12 protein-coding genes and 1 pseudogene are annotated in these 19891 nt (G+C 72.4%); 3 read left to right on the plus strand and 10 right to left on the minus strand.

From position 1 onward, the window contains the following. The first annotated feature begins 34 nt into the window (after positions 1–34). Positions 35–418: a VOC family protein gene (locus Q5762_RS03140; RefSeq protein ID WP_315890357.1), complete on the plus strand. Its 384-nt coding sequence runs from the start codon at positions 35–37 to the stop codon at positions 416–418. 29 nt (positions 419–447) lie between these two features. Here Q5762_RS03140 and Q5762_RS03145 read toward each other — a convergent pair whose 3' ends face one another. From Q5762_RS03145 to Q5762_RS03165, 5 genes are all read right to left on the minus strand, one after another. Beyond that, positions 448–3987 carry a protein kinase domain-containing protein gene (locus Q5762_RS03145; protein WP_315890358.1) on the minus strand — a complete coding sequence of 1180 codons (3540 nt, stop codon included), beginning with the start codon at positions 3985–3987 and terminating at the stop codon, positions 448–450. Further along, a complete protein-coding gene (locus Q5762_RS03150; RefSeq protein ID WP_315890359.1) occupies positions 3978–7484 on the minus strand; it encodes a protein kinase domain-containing protein in 3507 nt (1168 codons plus the stop codon). Before Q5762_RS03150 ends, Q5762_RS03145 begins: the two co-directional genes overlap by 10 nt. Then, positions 7481–8854: a protein kinase domain-containing protein gene (locus Q5762_RS03155; RefSeq protein WP_315890360.1), complete on the minus strand. Its 1374-nt coding sequence runs from the start codon at positions 8852–8854 to the stop codon at positions 7481–7483. The genes Q5762_RS03150 and Q5762_RS03155 overlap by 4 nt, the downstream gene beginning before the upstream one ends. Continuing rightward, positions 8851–11379: an ATP-dependent Clp protease ATP-binding subunit gene (locus tag Q5762_RS03160; RefSeq protein WP_315890361.1), complete on the minus strand. Its 2529-nt coding sequence runs from the start codon at positions 11377–11379 to the stop codon at positions 8851–8853. The genes Q5762_RS03155 and Q5762_RS03160 overlap by 4 nt, the downstream gene beginning before the upstream one ends. Positions 11380–11525: 146 nt before the next feature. Next, positions 11526–12269, minus strand: a complete 744-nt coding sequence (locus Q5762_RS03165) for an NIPSNAP family protein (protein ID WP_315890362.1) — start codon at positions 12267–12269, stop codon at positions 11526–11528. Between the two features lie 95 nt (positions 12270–12364). On the opposite strand from Q5762_RS03165, the gene Q5762_RS03170 reads away from it, so the two are divergent. Continuing rightward, positions 12365–13354: a WYL domain-containing protein gene (locus Q5762_RS03170; RefSeq protein ID WP_315890363.1), complete on the plus strand. Its 990-nt coding sequence runs from the start codon at positions 12365–12367 to the stop codon at positions 13352–13354. Positions 13355–13411: 57 nt separating this feature from the next. Here the strand turns inward: Q5762_RS03170 and Q5762_RS03175 are convergent, their stop codons facing one another. Beyond that, complete coding sequence (locus Q5762_RS03175; RefSeq protein ID WP_315890364.1) at positions 13412–13957, minus strand: pyridoxamine 5'-phosphate oxidase family protein; 546 nt, start codon at positions 13955–13957, stop codon at positions 13412–13414. A 106-nt stretch (positions 13958–14063) separates the two neighbouring features. Continuing rightward, positions 14064–14201 (minus strand): annotated as a pseudogene (locus Q5762_RS03180) (zinc-binding dehydrogenase); the annotation flags it as partial. Between the two features lie 413 nt (positions 14202–14614). Between Q5762_RS03180 and Q5762_RS03185 the strand changes: the two are divergent. After that, entirely contained in the window at positions 14615–15721 is a 1107-nt protein-coding gene (locus Q5762_RS03185; RefSeq protein WP_315890365.1) for a hypothetical protein, read from the plus strand. 36 nt (positions 15722–15757) lie between these two features. Here the strand turns inward: Q5762_RS03185 and Q5762_RS03190 are convergent, their stop codons facing one another. From Q5762_RS03190 to Q5762_RS03200, 3 genes are all read right to left on the minus strand, one after another. After that, positions 15758–16387, minus strand: a complete 630-nt coding sequence (locus Q5762_RS03190) for a class I SAM-dependent methyltransferase (protein WP_315890680.1) — start codon at positions 16385–16387, stop codon at positions 15758–15760. Positions 16388–16509: 122 nt separating this feature from the next. Continuing rightward, positions 16510–18576 carry an ABC transporter ATP-binding protein gene (locus Q5762_RS03195; RefSeq protein ID WP_315890366.1) on the minus strand — a complete coding sequence of 689 codons (2067 nt, stop codon included), beginning with the start codon at positions 18574–18576 and terminating at the stop codon, positions 16510–16512. A gap of 287 nt (positions 18577–18863) precedes the next feature. Then, on the minus strand, positions 18864–19850 hold the full coding sequence (locus Q5762_RS03200) for a glutathione S-transferase C-terminal domain-containing protein (protein WP_315890367.1): 987 nt from the start codon (positions 19848–19850) through the stop codon (positions 18864–18866). Positions 19851–19891 lie beyond the last annotated feature (41 nt).

The following is a 19891-nucleotide window of genomic DNA, read 5'->3' on the forward strand; positions in this document are numbered from 1 at the left end:
GCATCGTGAACGCCCTCTCCGTACGCTGCCGGGCATGGCATGCCGCATCAGTGAACTGGTCATCGACTGCGCCGACCCCGAGCGGCTCGCCGCGTTCTGGAGCGAGGTCCTCGGATACGTCGAACTCGGCCGGGAGGACGACGGAAGCATCGAGATCGGGCCGCCCGACGCCGGCTCCGGCGGGCCGCAGCCGACGCTCATGCTCAGCCCGAGCGACGACCCGCGGGCCGGGAAGCTCCGGCTGCACATCGACGTGAACCCCACCGACCGCGACCAGGACGCCGAGCTGGAGCGACTGCTCGCGCTCGGCGCCAGGCCCGCCGACGTCGGCCAGACCGGCACCGCGAACTGGCACGTCCTGGCCGACCCGGAAGGCAACGAGTTCTGCCTCCTGCACACCCGCCTCCAGCCCCTCTGACCACGCGCGGGCCTGGCGTTCGGGCTCTCCTAGCCGCCTCCGAGTTGCCAGTCGAGTTCCCAGAGGCGCATGGTCCCGTCGGTGCTTCCCGTCACCAGGAAGCGGTCGTCCGGTGTCAGCGCGATGCCCTCGACGTCGTCCGTGTGGGCGTCGAGGGTGCGCAGGCAGCGCCCCGTCGCGGTCTCCCAGATGCGGACCGCGCCGGCCCGCTCGGCCGAGACCGCGAAGCGGCCGTCCGACGTCAGCCGGGCCATCAGGACCTGACCGGATCGGTCCGGATCCTCCTCGCCGTCACCCGCCGAGGGCTCGGTCACGTCGTCGAAGCCGCGGACGAACTGCCCCGTCGCGGCGTCCAACAGCCAGAGTGTGTGGCCCTGGTGGTCCCCGGCGCACAGCACCTGGCGGCCGTCCGCGGCGAGGCACACCGAGTCGATCCAGGTGCCCTCGTGCGGGATGGTCAGACTCGTCCCGGCCTCGACGTCCCACACCCGGACCTCCCCGTCGGATCCCCCCGAGACCGCCCGCCGCGCGTCAGGGCTCAGCCACACCTCGTTGCACCAGGTGCGGTGACCCGTCAGGGTCCGTACGCATCGACCGTCGGCCAGGTCCCACATCCGCAGGGCGTTGTCGCCGCAGGCGCCCAGGGCGAGCCGCCCGTCGGCGCCGAAGGAGACGGCACCGCGGTCCCCGCTCGCTCCGATGCCCGGCGGACCCCAACGGCCGCCGGGCTTACGGGTGTCCAGGCGGACCGGCCAATGGCCGTGCGGCGCGGTCCACATGGTGATCCTGGCGTCCCCGCTGGCCATCACCCGCCGCCCGTCGGCGCTGAGCGCGACGGAGGCGCCCCCTTCGCTCTCCCACTCCTTGTGCTGCTTGCCGTTCGTGGCGTCCCACAGCCCGACGTACCCTCTTCCACCGCAGGCGACACGCCGCCCGTCCGCCGAGATCGCCACCGACACATGGGACAGGGCTCCGCGGAGGGTGCGGAGCGCCGTGACGCCGCGCAGCCCCACCCGTACCGTCGCCGCCCCCAGTTCTCGCCACGCGTCCAGCACGTCCGGGGTGCGCTCGTGGCCGGGCACCGCCCGGGCCCGTTCCAGGAGTTCGAGGGCCTCGGGGTGGCGGCCCGCGGCCATCGCTTCCCGGGCCGCGGCCAGCAGCGTTGCCGCCTGGCGGCCGTTCCGGTCCAGGTCACCGTGGCGGCGGGGAACGCTGAGCAGGGGTGTCGCCGGGAACGCCCCGGGGAGGTCCCAGGCCCACCACCGCGCTTCGTTCCGGTCGACGGACACCGCGGAACGGGCGTCGGCGCCGAACAGGACGCGTCGCACCCCGTCGGGGTGGCCCCGGAAGGTGCGCAGGCAGCGGCCCTCGGCCAGGTCCCAGAGCCGTACGCCGTCGTCGTCCCCGTTCGCGGCGAGAGCCAGGCGACCGTCCGGGCTCAGGGCGAGCGTCGTCACCCTCCAGTGCGGCCCGGTCATCTCTCCTTCCTCCCGACCGCTGTCCACGTGCCGGCGCTGGATCCGATGGCGGTTGGCTCCCGCGTTGGTCGCGAGGGCGACGTAGCGTCCGTCGGCGCTCAGGGAGATGGCCTGTACGTGCTGGGCCGGGGGCACGCTCCAGAGACGACGCGCCGTTCTCAGGTCCCATACGGCCCAGGTGCCGGTCGTCGTGTCCTCGCCGTCGCCGGACCTGGTCAGGACGCGGCTGCCGTCGGCGCTCACCTCCAGATGGGTGAACAGCACATCGGGTCCGGTGCCCAGCGCCCTGCCAAGACCCTTGTGCCACGGGCCGGTGGGAAAGTCCCACGCGCCAAGCGTGCCGTTCACGAGGGCCACCACGATCCGGCCGTCGCCGCTGAGCCGCAGGTCGTCGACGCGGGCAAGGCGCGGGCTGACCCTGGGGACGCGCACGCCCAGGCTCCGGCCCTCGGCGAGGTCCCAGAACCGGAGGACGCCGTCCGCGTCGGCGGAGACGGCGTTGCGGCCGGTGGCGTCGATGTCGAGAGCGACGACCTCCTTGTCGTGGCCCTCCAGGGTGAGCCGGCAGTCCCCGCTCCGCAGGTCCCACAGCCGGATCCGCCCGTCACGGCCGCCGGTCACCGCCACGTTGCCGTCCCCGGACAGCCGGGAGAGGTCCCGCCACAAGGTCGAGTGGTCCCGCCAGGGCAAGGGACCCGTCAGGGTGAGGCGGGCGTCGGCCGCCCGGCCGGATCGCAGGGCCTGCCGGATCGGTTCGGCCTCCCGTGGGGCGGGTCCGTCCCGGTCCGTCTCCTCCAGGAGCGAACGGGCGCTGTCGCGGTCGCCGCGCTCGAGATGCACCTGGGCCAGCATCAGCCGGGCCTGCCCGGGGTCGGTGTCGGTGTCGCCGCGCAGGGTCTCGAGGACGGTCACGAACTCGTCGTCCGTGATGACACCGCCACGCCACTCGTGCAAACCCTTGTTGTACGTGGCCCGGAGATGCCGGGGGTCGGCGGCGAGGGCGGCGTCGAACGCCCGCTCCGCCTCCTGCCCCCGCCCGAGGTCGAGCAGGGACAGTGCCCGGTTGTTGAGCTCGTCCGCCCGCAGATCGGCGGCCTCGGGCACCGGCCGGTCGTACGGGGTGCCCGTCATCTGTCCGTACAGTTCGGCCAGTTCCTCCGCGAACTCGGCCGCCGAGGCGGGCCTGCGCGCCGGGTCCGCGCGGAGGCAGCGGGCGAGGAGACCGCCGAGTCCGTCCGGCATGGCGGGCAGCCGCCCGTCCCCGGCATCGCCGCCCCCGGCGTCCGCCCCGCCGTCCGCGAGGTACGACTCCAGCGCCGCACCCGCCACCGGCCCGGCCATCCAGGTCACACCGCCGGTGAACATCTCCAGGACCGACACGGCGAAGCTGTAGAGGTCGGTACGCCGTCCCAGCCGCCCGCCGGCCACCTGCTCGGGTGAGGCGTAGGGCAGCGACAGCCCTCCGCGCGTCACCAGGACCGTCCCGCCCGGCAGTTCGGTCCCCACCGGAGCCCCGGGAGAGCCGGCGCCGGCCGCCCGGGCGAGTCCGAAGTCGGTCACCTTCACGGTGCCGTCCTCGTCGACGAGCGCGTTCCCCGGTTTGACGTCCTGGTGCACCAGGCCCCGGCTGTGGGCGTGTTCGAGCCCCCACGCCATCTGGATCGCGAAGTCGACGATCCGCGCCCGCGCCGCCGCCTCGCCTCCGGCGTACAGCCGGCCGTCCCTGATCCACTCCGCGAGGCTGCCGCCCGCGACGTACTCCGCGAACACCCGTGGAGTGCCGTCGAGGCTGCGGACGTAGTGGCATCCGCAGACGTGCGGATGGAGCCCGAGCGACACCCAGGTCTCCGCCTCGGCCACGAACCGGTCCAGGAAGCCGTCCGTCGCCAGCAGTTCCGGGCGCGGGGACTTCACCGCCAGATCCGTCCCCCACTCCAGGTGGCGCACCCGGTGCACGAGCCCCATCCCGCCCTGCTCGTGGACCCGCAGCACCTCGTACCGGCCGTCGACCACGTCCCCGACCCGCCAGAGCCCCGACGCCCGGTCCGCACCCCCGGCCGATCCGCCGGCCCCTCCCCCGGTCACGTCCATCGTTCCCCCGTCTCCCCTTCCGGCGCTCCCAGCGCCCCCAGCTCCCAGTCGAGCTCCCACAGTCGCAACGTCCCGCCCTCCTCGCCGGCCAGTACGAATCGCCCGTCCGGGGTCACCGCCACATCGGTGATCCGCGCGGCACCTCCGGCGAGGACGGACAGACAACGACCGGTGCCGACGTCCCAGACCCGCACGGCGGCGTCGTAGCCTCCGCCGGACACGGCGAACCGCCCGTCGGCGGTGAACCGGACCACCGAGGCGTAGGCCGGTAGTTCGTCGAAGACGCGCAGACACGTCCCGTCGGCCGCGTCCCACAGCCGGATGGTGGGGTCGCCGCGCGTCCCGCTGGTCAGGATCCGGGTCCCGTCCGCGCTCAGGCACACGGAAGCCACCGGTCCGGGATGGCCGCTCAGGACGCGGACGCATGCCCCGCTGTCCAGGTCCCACAGGCGTACGAGTCCGTCCAGGCCACCGGAGACGGACATCCGGCCGTCGTCGCCGAGCCAGATCACCGAGACACCGCCGCCCCGCAGAGTCTGTACCCGGCGCCCGGTGTCCAGCTCCCACAGCCATCCCGGGTAGTAATGGCTCGCCGCCAGCGCGAACCGTCCGTCGGCGCTGAAGCTCACGTGCTGCGCGCCGCCCACCTGGTCCCGGTCGAGCCCCGTCAGCCGGACGAAGTCGTCGACCGACCACACACCGACCCGGCCATGGCCCGCCGTGAGGAGCCGCTCCCCGTCGGGGCTCAGCGCGATCGTCGTCGGGTTCCCCGCGCCGTGACGTGGCCGGACGGTGCCGGTCGTGACGTCCCAGACGCGCACGGGATCGAAGCCGCCGCCGACGGAGACCGCCCGCCGTCCGTCTGCCGCGAGGGCGACCGCCAGGACGCTGGTCATTCCCTCGGCGGTGAACGTCCGCACCGGCCAGGATGCGCGCAGCCCGGTCTTGGGGAGGACCCGGCCCAGCGCGTGCCACGCGTCCAGCAGCCGCGGAGACCGTTCGTGGCCGGGCACGGCGCGGGCTCGCGCGAGCAGATCACGCGCGGCGGTGAAGCGCTGCTCCGCCCGTGCCCGTTCCGCCCGCGCCACGAGGGCGTCGACGTCCTCGCCCAGCCGGTCCAACTCGGCCGGGCGCCGAGCCATGCTGAAGTGCGGTGCGGCGACCGGCTGTCCCAGCGGCTCCCACTCCCACCAGCGGGCCGTGCCGTCGTCGGCGAAGGACAGGCCCGAGGTCCCGGCCGCCCCGATCAGTACGTCAAGCACCACCCCCCGATGACCGCGGAACGTCCGCAGGCAGCGGCCGCGGTGCAGATCCCAGAGCTGGACCGACCCGTCGGCCGCGCCCGTGAGCAGAGAACGCCCGTCGGCGCTCATGGAGAGGGCTGTGACTCGCCGGTTCGTCGAGAAGCGGCGTACGCAGCGTCCGGTGGCCAGGTCCCAGACGCGGAGCACCCGGTCGACGGTGGCGGTGACCGCCATGCTCGCGTCGGCGTCGAGGCACACGGCCGCCATGCTGGTTCCGCCGGCGTGGGAGTAGTCGGGCAGGACGAGCCGGCTGCGGCCCGTCTCCAGGTTCCACAACCGGGCCGGGCCGCCCCGCTCACGGCTGGACAGCGCCCACCTCCCGTCGTCACTGACCTCGCCCCACCGCGTGTCGCGCCGGCCGTCGAGCCGGCGCCGCCGGATCAGTTCCGCTCTGCCGACGTCCCACACGCACACCTCGTCGTCCACGACCACGGTCACCTGCCGCGCGTCGCCGCTCAGGCGGACGAGTCCGGCCGTGCGCTCCCGCTCCGTCTCTGCTTCGGGGAGCGGGAGACTCCGCAGGCAGCGGCCGTCCGCCAGATCCCAGACGCGTACGGTCCCGGCGGCGTCGGCCGAGACCGCGATCTGTCCGTCCACGTCGGCGTCGACCGTGTTCGGCGTCGCCGTGACGGTCAGTCGGCACACGCGGCTGGTCAGGTCCCAGAGCCGCGTCGTACCGTCCGCACCGCGGCTCGACATCAACCACCGGCCGTTCGGCGCCAGGCGGCTCGTGTGCCGGGTGCCGTCCTGCTGCCAGGGCAGGGCCCTGGTGCCGAGGCAGCGGCCACCGGGCACCCGTCCGTCGAGGAGCGCCTGTCGTGCCGCGCGTACGTCGGGGTCGGCCGGGCGCTCGTCTTCCAGCTCGTCGAGGAGCGCGCGGGCGGAGTCGAGGTCCCCGCGTTCCAGATGGACCTGCGCGATGAGAAGGCGGGCCTGCCACGGGTCGTCGGTGCGGGCCCGCAGGGTGTCGAGTTCGGTGAGGAGGTCCTCGTCGGTGAAGACGACGACGGCCTCGTAGTGACGCTCCGCCGGTCCGTCGGGCGCGGCGTCGCCGCGCCGCCAACGCATCAGGCCGCGGTGGTACGTGGCGGCGAGGTGTTGGGGGTCGCGCTGCAGGGCCTCGGCGAAGAGGGTCTCGGCCTCCTCCTCCCGGCCCAGTTCGAGCAGGGACAGGCCCCGGTTGTTGAGCTCGTCGGCGCGGGCGTTCTCGGTGACCGGCGGCGGGGGCGGAGCGGCGCGCCCGGTCGAGCGCTCGTACAGGGCGGTCAGTTCGTCGGCGATCTCGCCCATCGACCGTGGCCGGAGGATGGCGTTGCGCTGGAGGCAGCGACGCAGGAGTCCGGCCACTTCGCGGGGTATGGGCGGCGGCGTGCCCGCGCCGCCGCCCCATCCTGTGCCCGTGCCCATGGCCGTGCCGGCGCCACCGTCCGCCAGGTGCTCCTCCAGTGCGGCGCCCGCGGCCGGTCCGGCCATCCAGGTCACCCCGCCGGTGAACATCTCCAGCACCGAGACGCCGTAGCTGTAGACGTCGCTGCGGCGGCCGAGGACCCAGCCGACCGTCCTGCCTCCGGCCTGCTCCGGAGAGGCGTACGCGGCCGTGTTCCACGCGCCGCCCGCGCCGGTCGCCGGATCCGGACCCGCCGACGTTCCGGCATGGGCCCCGGCGAGTCCGAAGTCGGTCAGCTTCGCGGTGCCGTCGAGGTCGAGGAGTACGTTCGCGGGCTTGACGTCGCGATGCACCAGACTCCGCCGGTGCGCGTGATCGAGGCCCCACGCCATCTGCACGGCGACCCGGAGGATCCGCGCCAGTACGTCGTCCGGTGATCCCTCGTACAGTCGGCCGTCGCGGATCCGGTCCGCGAGGCTGCCGCCCGGCACGTACTCGGCGAAGACGCAGGGCACGCCGTCGACGACCCGCACGAAGTGGCAGCCGCAGACGTGCGGATGGAGACCGAGCGAGATCCACAGATCCGCCTCGGTGACGAACCGCTCACGATCCCTCGGGCCGCGCAGACGGTCGGGGCGCGGACGCTTCAGGGCGAGGTCGGTGCCCCAGGTCAGGTGCCGTACCCGGTACACCAGGCCCATCCCGCCCTGCTCGTGCACGTGGAGCACTTCGTACCGGCCCTCGATCACGTCCCCGACCCGCCAGACGGCGGCCGGGGGTGACACCGGCCCCGGGCCCGACGTCACGAGCGCGGTACCGCCGCTCGGAGGGCGTCCCGGAACTCGGCCGCGCTCTCGAACCCGATCCGCGGCTGCTCGCGCAGCGCGCGGTCGATGACACCGGCGAGCGCGCGCGGAATGCCGGAATCCCGCTCGCGGATCGGTACGGCGGGCGACTGCAGGACGATCTGCCACGGGTCCCGATCGCGGGGGAAGTCGCGCGGGGTGTGCCCGGTCAGCGACTGGTAGAGACAGGCGGCGAGGGCCCACACGTCCACGGCGGGCGGCGCCTTCCTGAAGTTGACGACCTGTTGGCGCGGCATGAAGTGGGGCTTGCCCGCGGTCACGCCGGTACGGGTGAGTCCGCTGAGGCCCGCCTGGTCGAAGGCCTTGGCGATGCCGAAGTCGCCGGCCTTCGCGGTCGTCGAGCCGTCGGCGTTCTCGTGCAGCAGGATGTTGGAGGGGCTGAGGTCGCGATGGACGACGCCCTGGCGGTGGGCGTGGTCGAGACCGTCGAGCACCTGGAGAGCGATCGGGACGGCCTCGGCCACGGTCAGCCGGCCCTGCCTACGCCTCAGGACGCGGTCCAGGCTGCCGCCGGTGCAGTACTCGGTGGTGAGGTAGAAGATGCCACTGGCGAAGCCGGATTCGTACAGGTTGGCGATGTTCGGGTGCCGCAGGGCCCGCGTGATCTCCGCCTCGCGAAGGAAGCGGGCCCGTGCGTCGGGGTTCGCCGCCACCTTCGGCAGCATCACCTTCAGGGCCACCTCACGGCCGGTCGCCTCGTGGCGGGCGAGGTACACGGCGCCCATGCCACCGCGGCCGAGCTCGCGGAGAAGGGTGTGGCCGGCGATGGGGGCGAGGTCGGGGCGCCCGGTGTCGGCGAGTTCGAGCAGGTGCTCGATCACGACGTCGGGCGCCGACCGGCAGTCCGTACAGAGGTGGTCGCCCGCCCTGCTGCCGCCGTCCCCGTCGGCGGGGTTGCCGCAGTTCGCGCAGCGGGCGAGCGGCAGCGTGCGCGGTGCGTGGATGTCGACGCGGAAGACGGTCTCTCCGAGCCGGATCTCGTCGCCGTCGGCCAGGTCGTGCTCGGGGAAGGCCATGGCCGCACCCTCTTGCGGCGTCTGATGGCTCTCCCGCTGGCCGATCTTCTTCCCGTTGACGTACGTGCCGTTGAGGCTGCCGAAGTCCCGGACACGGATGTCCGGCGGGTTGATGTCGAGCAGGCAGTGGTGGCGGGAGACCGTGTCGTGGTGCTCGTCGCTCGGCAGCCGCGGCGAACAGTCCTTGCTGCGGCCGATCACACACGTCGTGCGCTCGTCGAAGACGTACCGGTCGGGGTCGAGCCTGCCCTCGACGAGTGTCAGGGTGACCGTGGCGGTGGGGGTGGCCGTCATCGTGCCGTGTCTCCTTCTGCGGATTCTACGAATTCCAGGTCCGTGGCTCCCGCGTCGACGACGACCTCCGAGCCGTCGTGGAAGCGTCCGGACAGCAGGGCGGTGCCGAGCGGCTGGACCAGGAGGCGTTCGACGGCCTGCTCCAGCGCACGGGCGCCCGACTGCGCGCCGTCGGTCCGGCGCAGCAGCAGGTCGCAGGCGCCGTCCGTCAGCGTGAGGGTGATCCTCCTGGCGGCGAGCCGGTCGCGGACGCGGTCGACGAGCTTGTCGAGGATGCTCCGCAACGCGGGCCGCGACAGGGGCTCGAAGACGACGACCTGCCCGATCCGGCCGAGGAGTTCGGGCCGTAGGGCCCTCGCGAGCGCGGCCCGGACCCGGTCGGCGGCACGGTCCGTGGCTCGGGCGACGTCGGGGACTTCGGGGGCCTCGCCTGGTCCCGGGGAGGGGGCGAAGCCCAGCAACTTGGGCCCGGGGGGCGGTCCGACCGGGCCGGACCCCAGGTTCGAGGTGAGGATGACGACGGTGTCGGTGAAGGAGACCCGGCGCCCCCGGGAATCGGTCAGCTGCCCCTCGTCGAAAATCTGCAGGAAGACGTCCAGGATCTCCGGATGCGCCTTCTCCACCTCGTCGAAGAGCACGACACTGTGCGGTCGGTCGCGCAGCGGGCCGCTCAGTTGCCCTTCGCGGTCGTGTCCGAGATAGCCGGGCGGCGCACCGAGGAGCCGGGACAGCGTGTACCGCTCCTTGTACTCCGACATGTCGATCCGGACGAGCCGGCTCTCGTCACCGACTAGGAACTCGGCCACGGCTTTGGCCAGTTCGGTCTTCCCCGTGCCCGTGGGGCCGGCGAGGAGGAACACACCGATGGGCCGGCGCGGATCGCCGAGGCCCGTCCGCGCGGTGCGGACGGCGTCCGCCACGACGCGGACGGCCGCGTCCTGGCCGACGACCCGGCGGCGCAGGTGTTCCTCCATACGGAGCAGGCGGCGCGCCTCGCCCTCGGTGACCCGCTCCAGCGGGAGCCGGGCGCGGTCCGCCACCGCGGCCGCCACGTCCTGGCTCCCGACGACGGCCCGGCCGCCCTGTCCGGGGTCGGAGGCGGGTGACGGCTCGGGGCTCAGCGTCTCGATACGGGCGGCGGAGCACGCCTGGTCGACGATGTCGATGGCCTTGTCCGGAAGGCGCAGCTCCGGGAGATGACGTACCGTCAGATCGACGGCCGCCGCCGGGACGTCGGCGCCGATCTCCACGCCGTGGTGCGCGGCAAGCGTCGCGCACACCTTCTCCAGGATCTCCACGGCCTCGGCCCTGGTCGGCTCGTCGACCCAGATCACCTCGAAGCGGCGTTGCAGCGCCGGATCCGCCTCGATGTCCCGCCGGTACTCCCCAGGTGTCGTCGCCCCGATGCAACGCAACTCGCCCCGCGCCAAGGCGGGTTTGAGGATGTTGGCGGCGTCGCTCGCTCCCTTGCCGCCGGCACCGAGCACCGTGTGGAGCTCGTCGATGAAGAGGATCAGCCCCGGAGACTGCCGGGCCTCGTCCAGCACCGCCTCGACGCGCGCCTCGAACTCGCCGCGGTACTTCGTGCCCGCGACCAGGGCCGCCATGGACAGTTCCACCACGCGGGCACCGGCGAGTCCGGCCGGCGCCCCGGGCTCGACGAGGCGGGCGGCGAGGCCCTCCACGATGTTGGTCTTGCCCACCCCGGCGTGCCCGACGAGAACGGCGTTCGCCTTGCGCTGCCGTACGAGGACCCGGGCCAGGGTACGCAACTCCTCACGGCGGCCGATGAGTTGCGGCAGCCTGCCGGCACGGGCGAGCTGGCTGAGGTCTCTGCCGTACGCGTCGAGGGCGGGCGTCTCGCGACGGGCGGCCTCGGGCTCGGGCTCGGGGTCGGGCTCGGGCTCGGGGTCGGGCGCGGGCTCGGGCGCGGGCTCAGGCTCGGGCTCAGGCTCGGGCTCAGGCTCGGGCTCAGGCTCGGGCTCAGGCTCAGGCTCGGGCTCAGGCTCGGGCTCAGGATGGCGCGCGGGTTCGGGAAAGAGCGCGGCGAGCGGATCGTCGAGGCCGAGCTCCCGGAAGAGTTCGGCCGCCCTGGGCATGGCTGAGGCGAGGACGGCCCGGAGCAGGTCGCCGACACCGAACTCCTCCGTCCCGGCGATCTCGGCGGCCCGGACGAAGGCCTCGCGTGCGGCACGGCTCCGGGGCGGGCCCACCGCGGGCGGAGGCGCGGGGGCGAGAGCCGGGGCGTCGGCCTCCAGAAGGGCTCGTAACCGACGGCGGAAGAGGTGCGGATCGACGGCGGCCCGGTCGAATCGGCGCCGTATCTCCTGGGCATCGGCCCCGATCTCCGCGCGCTGCGCCGGGGACAGCCTGCTCGCTTCGAGCAGGCGGCCGAGGTCGGAACGGCACAGCTTGGTGAGGGCAAGGAGCAGATGCTCCGGCCCCACGCGCGAACTCCGCACCGCCCGCGCCTCGATCCGGGCCAGCCCGAGCACCAGCGCCGTGCCGTCGGTGTACGCCTTCATCCCGCCCCCGTGTCCCCCATGCGTCCCGCGTAGGACCCCTGATCGATTCTTCCGCCGACGCCGCCGAACGGAGCGTGTATCGGGAAGATTTCTCTGCGCCCTGGATCACATCCGGCGCGAGGGGGAGGCCGTACTTCCTGCGTCGGTCAGCAGAGCAGCGAGCGGCCCGCGGGTGCCAGCCGCAACGTCCGTGGGGCTGCTGTCTGTTCGCGCTCGATGCCCGGCAGGATCTCGTCCCGCACGAGGGGATCCGCCCTTACCTGGGCGAGGTGCTGTCGGTAGGCGCGCTCGTCGGGGTACGAGGTGAAGACCGCGGCGACGTTCTCGCCGGTACGGATCGGCAGCCTGGCGAACGTGTTGTGCGCGGTCTCCGTGGTGAGGGCGGCGAACGGCGCGGGTCCCGTCCTGTGGAGCACGGGGAGGAGACCGTCCCGGATCAGCGCGATGCCGTCCTGCCGTCCGGGAGGGAAGGACCACAGGGTCGCGGACACGAACCGCTCCGGTGCCGGGGCACCGACCGGGGGACGCCGGGAAGGAACGACCGTGGTGATGCCGCTCGCCCCCGACAGGGAACGCAGGAGCAGGACATCGTCGGAGTCGATCATCGTGGCGTTGGCCTGCGGGCCGTGCTTGGCCCAGACGGGGCCACCGTAGAAGGCTGTCAGCGCGTCGTGCCGTACCGCCATGTCCCGGAAGCCGCGCAGCCACACGAAGCGATCCGGATCGTCGAGGTCCCGGAACTGGCCGAGCACGAGCATCCCGGTCTCGTCCTGGGTCTCCAGGAACTCCCGGTCGAACAGCTCGATGAGTTCGTCACGCCGACCGGGCCGCAGCGTGTACTGGCGAAGCTCGATGACGGCGAGGTGGCCGACGGGGGCGGTGGAGGGCACGGCAGGCTCCTGTTCGGTTCACTTCCGGGGACGCGAGTCGACCGTAGGGCGGCCGTGTGCCAGGTACTGTCAGGGTTTCGGGGAGGGATGCGCCGATGTCTGCCGGTCGACTGCTGTCGATGCTGCTGTTGCTGCAATCCCGGGGCCGTATGTCCGCGAGCGGGCTCGCCGACGAGCTGGGCGTGTCCCTGCGCACCGCCTATCGCGACCTGGCGCGGCTGCAGGACGCCGGCGTACCGGTCTACGCGGAGCCGGGGCCCGGCGGCGGCTATCAGCTCGTCGACGGCTATCGCACCCGGCTGACCGGGATGAGCGAGGGTGAGGCGCGGGCGCTGTTCTTCGCCGGTCTGCCCGGCCCGGCCGCCGACCTGGGGCTCGCGGCGGAGGTGACGGCGGCACGGCTGAAGCTGCTCGCCGCGCTCCCGACGGGACCGCGCGAGGAGGCCGCGCGGACCGCGGCGGTGTTCCACCTGGACGCTCCCGGCTGGTATCGCGAACCCGAGCAGACGCCGTATCTGCCCCTGTTCGTCGACGCGGTGCTCACCCAGCGTGCGGTGGACGTGCTCTACCGCCGCTGGCGCGCGCCGCAGGAGGTGCGTCGCCGCCTTCGGCCCTACGGCCTGGTGCTCAAGTCCGGTACCTGGTACCTCGTGGCCGCCACGGAGAACCGGATCGCGACCTACCGGGTGGCCCAGGTCCTCGACGCGGTACTGAGCGACGAGCGGTTCGACCGTCCGCGGGACTTCAGCCTGGGCACGTACTGGACGTCCTACCTGGACGATTTCCAGAGCCGCCGCCATACCGGCACCGCCACCATCCGGCTGTCCCCACGGGGACGCCGGCGGCTGCCCGACAACGTCCCTCCGGAGGTGGCGCGGGCGGTCGACGCCACCGAGACCCCCGTCGGCGAGGACGGATGGGTCCAGGCAGTCATCCCGACCGAGAGCACCGGCCACGCCTGCGGCGAGTTGCTACGGCTCGGCATCGACGTCGAGGTCGTCGCACCTCCCGAACTGCGCCAAGCCATGGCCGAGACAGCAGGCATACTCGCCAGAGCCTACGGATCCGCGGGCACGGCGCCCTGACCCTTCACCGATGCGGGGCCGCCCCCGGAGGCAGCGGCCGCCTCGTGCACAGGCCCGCTAGAAGGTGTAGCGGGTGTGGCTGAACACCTGGCCGTCGTGCCCGAAGCCGTACGCAGTGCCCGGTGCCACCGCGAACAGCAGGTCGTTGCCCTTGCGGATGCTGTCGCCGAAGCCGTAGAAGGTCCCCTCCGGCGAGGTGATGTGCTCCCCGTACTGCGCCTCGAACGCGGCGATGACCTCGTCCTGCCGCGCCGGATCCGTCACCCGCTCCGCCGTTCCCTCGACCACGATGTCGAGGCCTTCGGAGAGCGAGTTGCGCCCTGTGGTGAGTGCGCAGTGGGCATTGCCGGCCAGGTTCTTCGCCTTCTGCTCGCCGGGCCCCGTGCTGAAGTGCAGCGCCCCGTCGTGCCAGGCGGCGATCAGCGGCGTGACGTGCAGCCGCCCGTCCGGCCGGACCGTGGTGACCCAGAAGACCTCGGCGGCCCGCAGCTGACGCTGGGCCTCGGCCCAGTCGGTGGCGGCGACGTTCTCCGCACCCGGGCGCGGGTTGAGCGCGGAGCTGTAACGGGCGTCGAGCTCGGTCTTGGGCTGCTTCGGCGTCATATGGAACGTGCCTCCCTCGTCAGGACGCCGCATCGGCGTCGCGATGGCCACCGGTGCCCCGCGTACGAGCGTCGCCGGGCACGTCGGTGAAACGATCGGGCCGCTCCTAGGTAACCGTGAGCACGATCTTGCCCCGGATGTGCCCTCGGGCGGCGCGTTCGTGCGCCGCTCGGGCGTCCGCGAGCGCGAACGTGCTGTCGATCGCGACGCGGACCGTGCCCGCGTCGAACAGGCTCCCCAGGTCAACGCCGCCCGCAGGCACGTAACCGACAGGGTGGGGGACGTTGAAATACAGGCCGGCTGGGGAAGGACGAGCAGGTTGCCGCTCCAGCGCTCCTCGTCGTCCCGCGCCGGCGTCACGCGCAGCCCGAAGCCGTTCTCGGCGAGAGCCAGCACACTGCGGAACGGGGCGGGTTGACCGGGGACGAGCCCCAGGGGCCGCGGCGCCAGACCGGTCCAGTGCATCGGCTTCTCGTTGTAGTGCAGGGTGACGGCGTCCGTGCCCCACGAGACCGCGGACACCGGCTCGTCCTCGTCGAGGAAACTGTCGCCGTACTCGTCGGCCAGCCGCGTCATCGCGCAGGGCTACGCCCCCATCCCCCTTGGAACAAAAACCTATGCTGGTCACTCGCTTCCGCGGTGGGGATGGGGGACATCATGGCCGACGAGTGGATCTACACCGACTGGGTGGAGACGGCGTCCGAGGACGGTACGCACAGGACGGAGACCCGCCTCGGGGTTCGAATCCCCAGCTATGAGGGCCACAAGTTCGTGACCTGCGCGCTGTTCCGGAAGGCGTACGTCGTGAAGGACGGCGTTCCCCGGCAGGACCGCTCCCAGTACGATCACGTCCTGCTCGACAGCAGGTTCGAGAAGCCCAATGTCCGCAAGCTGATCAGGTACGAGGTGGTTCCCGCGACCGGGGGATCTGTCAGGAGGGACTCCCTCGGCCGGGACGGCGTGGAGACCTTTGACGGCATCATGTTCCGTGGGACCCAGGGGCTCGACAACGGTGAGTACACCTTCCGGATCGCTGAAGGAGCGACGACCACCTGGACGAGCGAGACCGGACCGGACATCACGCTGCCCCTCCCCCGCCACCAACTCACCGTCACCGTCGAGGGATCCGCGCCACCGAAGATCACGACCGCCGGCTGGTTGAACAGGTCACCACGGACGGGTCAGGCAGCGGGAACTTCCGGCAGCGCCGACGACAGGGCAGCGAGACGCCGGGATTTCGACGACAACGGAGCGCCGATGTCCGACGCGGAGGCCTCGTACGCTTTCCGCGGAGCGGGACGTGACGGCATCTACTCGAGCGACGGCCATCTGCGGGCCTGGGCCGAGCAGGAGCAGATGGGCCGGTTCGGTGGCGAACGGCTGTCCGGTTGGCGGGAACGGTACTACTGGGAACCAGCCACTCGTATCGTGCGGCTGTGGGTTTCCACCGTCCATGAGAGCGAACTGCTGCGGACGCTCCGGGCCAACCCCTGGGTGCGGATCGTCCGCGAGGGCCCCTACGGCGGCTCCTGGGTGGTGGCCGAGGGCAAGGTCGAGATATCCGCGCCGTCGCGGGAGCTGGGCGACGAAGTGGGGCGGGAGCTGCTCGTCACGGCCCGAGTGAGCGGACGGTCGGAGGAGCGGGTGTACCGGGAGGCCGTCGCGGGCCAGGCGGTGGTGGTCCGCATGCACGTCACCCGCCTCTACGGCGCGCATCGGCCGAAGGCCGAGCACGACGAAGAGGAGGAACCGATGTACTGGTGAGCCCCGCCCCCCGGGTCCTGAGCCCCCGCCGCGGGTTCAGCGGAGTCGGCGGGCGCGGAGGACCACGTCGTCCGTGTGGTGGGCGCCTGCGCCGCCTTCGGGGAGGACGCGGGGGCGTTCTTCGTCCACCTCGATCTGCCAGTCGTCGTCGAGGAGGGCGCTGACCATCGAGGGCCAGACGTAGTCGGCCGGGTCGAAGCCGCTGTCGTCGGGCTGCTGGGTGTCCATTCCCGCGTGGTGGACCAGCAGGAGTACGCCACCGGGGGCGACGGCCGCGAGGAGGGCTCGTTCGGCTGCGGCGTCGGGGGTGCGGAGCAGGGCCGGGTACTGGGCGGAGACCAGGTCGAAGGAGGCCGGGTCGAGCTTCGCCTCCGTCAGCTCGGCGTGGACCCAGTGGACGGTGACTCCGGCGGCACGGGCGTGGCCTGCCGCCCGTTCCAGTGCCACGCCCGAGACCTCGAGCGCGGTCACGTCCCAGCCGCCGCGGGCCAGCCAGACGGCGTCCGCGCCCTCGCCGCAGCCGACGTCGAGCACCCGGCCGGGGGTGAGGCCGGCGGTCTCGGCCACCAGCGCGCCGTTGGGCCGGCCGCTCCAGAGTTGTTGCCGGTCGGCGTAGCGGCTGTCCCATTCCGCCCGTACGGCCGGGTCTCCGCTGTAGTCGTCCATGGGCGATCCTTCCGCGATGTCTTCGGTCACCGGCACACCGTCGCCGAAGGTGCCCCGGCCGCGCCAACGTTGTTGCCGGTTCGGCAAATCCTCCTCTCTTGGCTGGGGGCCGTCGGTGGTGGTCATGGCCCGAGGAGCCTCACCTCGTCCTCGTCCTCGTCCTCGTTCTCGTCCTCGTTCTCGTCTTCGCACGCGTCCGGCGAGGCGTCCGACGGGGCGGTCGCCTGCGTCGGTACCGACGGGGGTGCGAACTGGCGGGCCTGGAGTTCGTAGGCCTCCCGAAACGCGCCTGTGCCCGTGGCCGGGTCCATGAGTTCGGTGAACGTGCCGTGTTCGACGACTCGGCCGCCGTCGAGGACGTAGATGATGTCGGCGTTGCGGACGCTGTGGAGGCGGTGGGTGATCAGGACCGTGGTCTGGCCGGTGGCGGCCAGTTGGTGGATCTGGTCGAACACGCGCTGCTCGGCCGCCGGGTCGAGTGCGCTCGTCGGCTCGTCCACGATCAGGACCTGGCCGTGCCGGTACCGGGCCCGGGCCAGGCCGATCTTCTGCCATTGGCCGCCGGAGATCTCCTGGCCGCCCTTGTACCCGCGGGCCAGGAGGGTGTCCAGACCACGGGGCAGTGTCTCGATCACCTCGTCGGCTCCCGCGTACGCGGCAGCGGCGTCCAGGGACGGGGCGTCGACCGTGCCCGGTCGGCCGATACCGATGTTGACGCGGGCGGTGAACGGCCAGCGGAAGAAGTCCTGGGCGACCATCGCGACCCGGTCGAAGACCTGCGCCCGGTCCGCCTCCGCCGTACTCACGCCGCGACCCGCGCCGCTCCAGAGGATCCGGCCGGAGTCGGGGAGTCTGGCCCCGCTCAGCAGCCGGACGAGCGTCGATTTGCCGCTTCCGTTGCGGCCCACCAGCGCGACGGTACGGCCCCGGGGGATGACGATGTCGACCTCGTGCAGGGACGGCTTGTCCGCGCCGGGGTAGGTGAACGTCACCTTCTCGAAGCGGATCTCGTCCACGTCCTCGGGCAGATCGGCCCCGCCGGTGGGAATGGCGCGACTGGCCGCCTCCGCGCACAGGGTCTCCAGGTCGGCCACGAACAGGGCCTCCTCCTGGACGTCGGTGACGCGCAGGACGAGGTCGGTGATGCTCGCCGATCCGGTGCGGATCGCCAGCACCGCCGTGCCGGCGACGGCGAGGTCCATCTGCCCCTTCCACAGCAGCAGCCCGAGAACGCCGTAGGTGGCAACGGTCGCGATCCCGCGGGTGGCGTCGGCGAACAGTCCGGTACGGGCGCCGATCCAGGCGAGCCGGGTCTGTTCGCGCTCGCTGGTCCGAGCCATCTGCCGGAAGTGCGTGAGGAGGAACGGCGCCACGTCGTGGACGCGGACCTCGGGCGCGGCCTGCTGGTCGATGAGGAGGCGGCTGATGAGCTGCGCGGCCCGCACGTGCTGGACGAAACGGTGCCAACTGACGTACCGGTGGCGGGCCATGGTGAGCGATCCCCACGCGCTCGGCAGCGCCATGCAGATCAACAGCGGCAGGAGCACCGGGTGCAGCACGGCCAGGACGCCGGCGGCGGCGATCAGGGAGATCGCGGAGGTGCCGACGGCTGTGCAGTGGACGACCATCCGCCGGGCCGACTCCGCGCCCCACTGCGCGGAGTCCATCAGCTTGTGGAAGGCGTCGTCCTCGATCGCCTCCAGCTCGACGCGGGCGACCAGGCCGAGGTAGCGCTCGGTCGCCGCCCGCTGGACCTTCGGCTCCAGGACGCCGGTCGCCGCCGTCGAGGCGGACTTGGCCATCGAGCCGATCACCGCGAGGACGGCCACGAGCGTGAGCGACGGCAGGGCGGCGCGTAGTCGGCCGGTGATGTCGCCCGGTGCGAGCAGTTCGATCAGGAGGGCGTTGACCGCGATCAGGGAGACGGCCTGCGTGATCCCACGGACGATCTCACCGACCGCGACCGTCGCGAGCGCCCGCCGGTCGGCCAGACGGGCCAGCCGGACGGCTACGGCGACCTGGCGGGGAAGGGAGAGAGCCATCGCCGGCAGGCTGAGCTTGAGCCAGGCGCCCTTGTGCGTGCCCCAGCCGTAGTCGTAGGTGAGTTCGCCGCCGAACAGCAACTGCTCCGAGGGCGAGGAACCGGCGGACGTGTCCGCCGGCGGAACACGATCGCTGCTGTCGGTCATGCGCCCCACCTCATGTCCGGACGTGCCGTGCGACGGGAGGCGGGGTTGTGGACAGGGACGAGGGGAGCGGGAACGGGGTGCACGGCAGGCCTCCGCGGGTCAGGAATTCGGGTGACGCCTGCTCAACGACCACGCCCGGCGTGTCGAACACATGTGTTTCGGACGCCGTCCGAACCCCGTGACAGAGCGAAAGCACGTTCGTGCCCGGTGCATCGATCCTTGCGGTGTGTGGGTGGTGGACCGGGCGGGGGTTGGCCGAAAAACCCCGGGGCAGGCCCGGCCGTCCGTCAGGCGGGGGGCGGTACCCGCTCCGGCGGGGGCGGAGGGCCGGGGGGTGTGCCGTCGCCGAAGGGGTGGCCGCCGAGGGCAGCGCGGCCGTGGGGTGAGAGCCAGTTGTGGGTGTCGGGGCCCTGGGGGACGATGCCGGTCGGGTTGATGGCGTGGTGGACGACGTAGTAGTGCGCCTTGATCTGCTGGAAGTCGATCGTGTCGCCGAATCCGGGAGTTTGGAACAGGTCCCGCGCGTATCCCCAGAGGGCAGGGAGTTCGGTCAGTTTCTGCCGGTTGCACTTGAAGTGGCCGTGGTAGACGGCGTCGAAGCGTACGAGGGTCGGGAAGAGCCGTACATCCGCCTCGGTGAGGGTGTCGCCGACCAGATAGCGCCGGCCGGTGAGCCGCTCCTCCAGCCGGTCCAGCCGCTCCCACAGCCTCCGGTACGCCTCGTCGTACGCCTCCTGGCTGGTGGCGAACCCGCACTTGTACACGCCGTTGTTGACGTCCCGGTACACCTTCTCGGCCACGTCGTCGATCTCGTCGCGCCACTTCTCCGGGTAGAGGTCGGGTGCGCCGTCCCGCTGATGCGCCGTCCACTGGCTGCCCAGGTCGAGCGTGATCCGGGCGAAGTCGTTGGTCACCACTTCACCCGTCGGGATGTCCACGATCGCGGGCACGGTGATGCCGCGTGGGTACCCGGGTTCGCGCCGGAAGAACGCCTCCTGGAGCCGTTCGATGCCGAGCACCGGGTCCTTGCCGCCCGGGTCCATGTGGAACGACCAGCTGCGCTCGTCGTGCAGCGGCCCGGCGATGCCCATCGACAGCACGTCCTCCAGGCCCATCAGCCGCCGGACGATCGCGGCCCGGTTCGCCCAGGGGCAGGCGCGGGCGATGATCAACCGGTAGCGACCCGGTTCGACGGGGTAGCCGTCCTGGCCGTCGGCCGTGATCCGTGTCGTGATGTAGTTCCGGTCCCGCTCGAACTCACCGTCACCAGCCATGGTCGCGAACCTGACCCTCCACATTCCGGTCGTACCCGCCT

Origin of the sequence: Streptomyces sp. P9(2023), from assembly GCF_032436795.1 — a bacterium.
GTDB lineage: Bacteria > Actinomycetota > Actinomycetes > Streptomycetales > Streptomycetaceae > Streptomyces.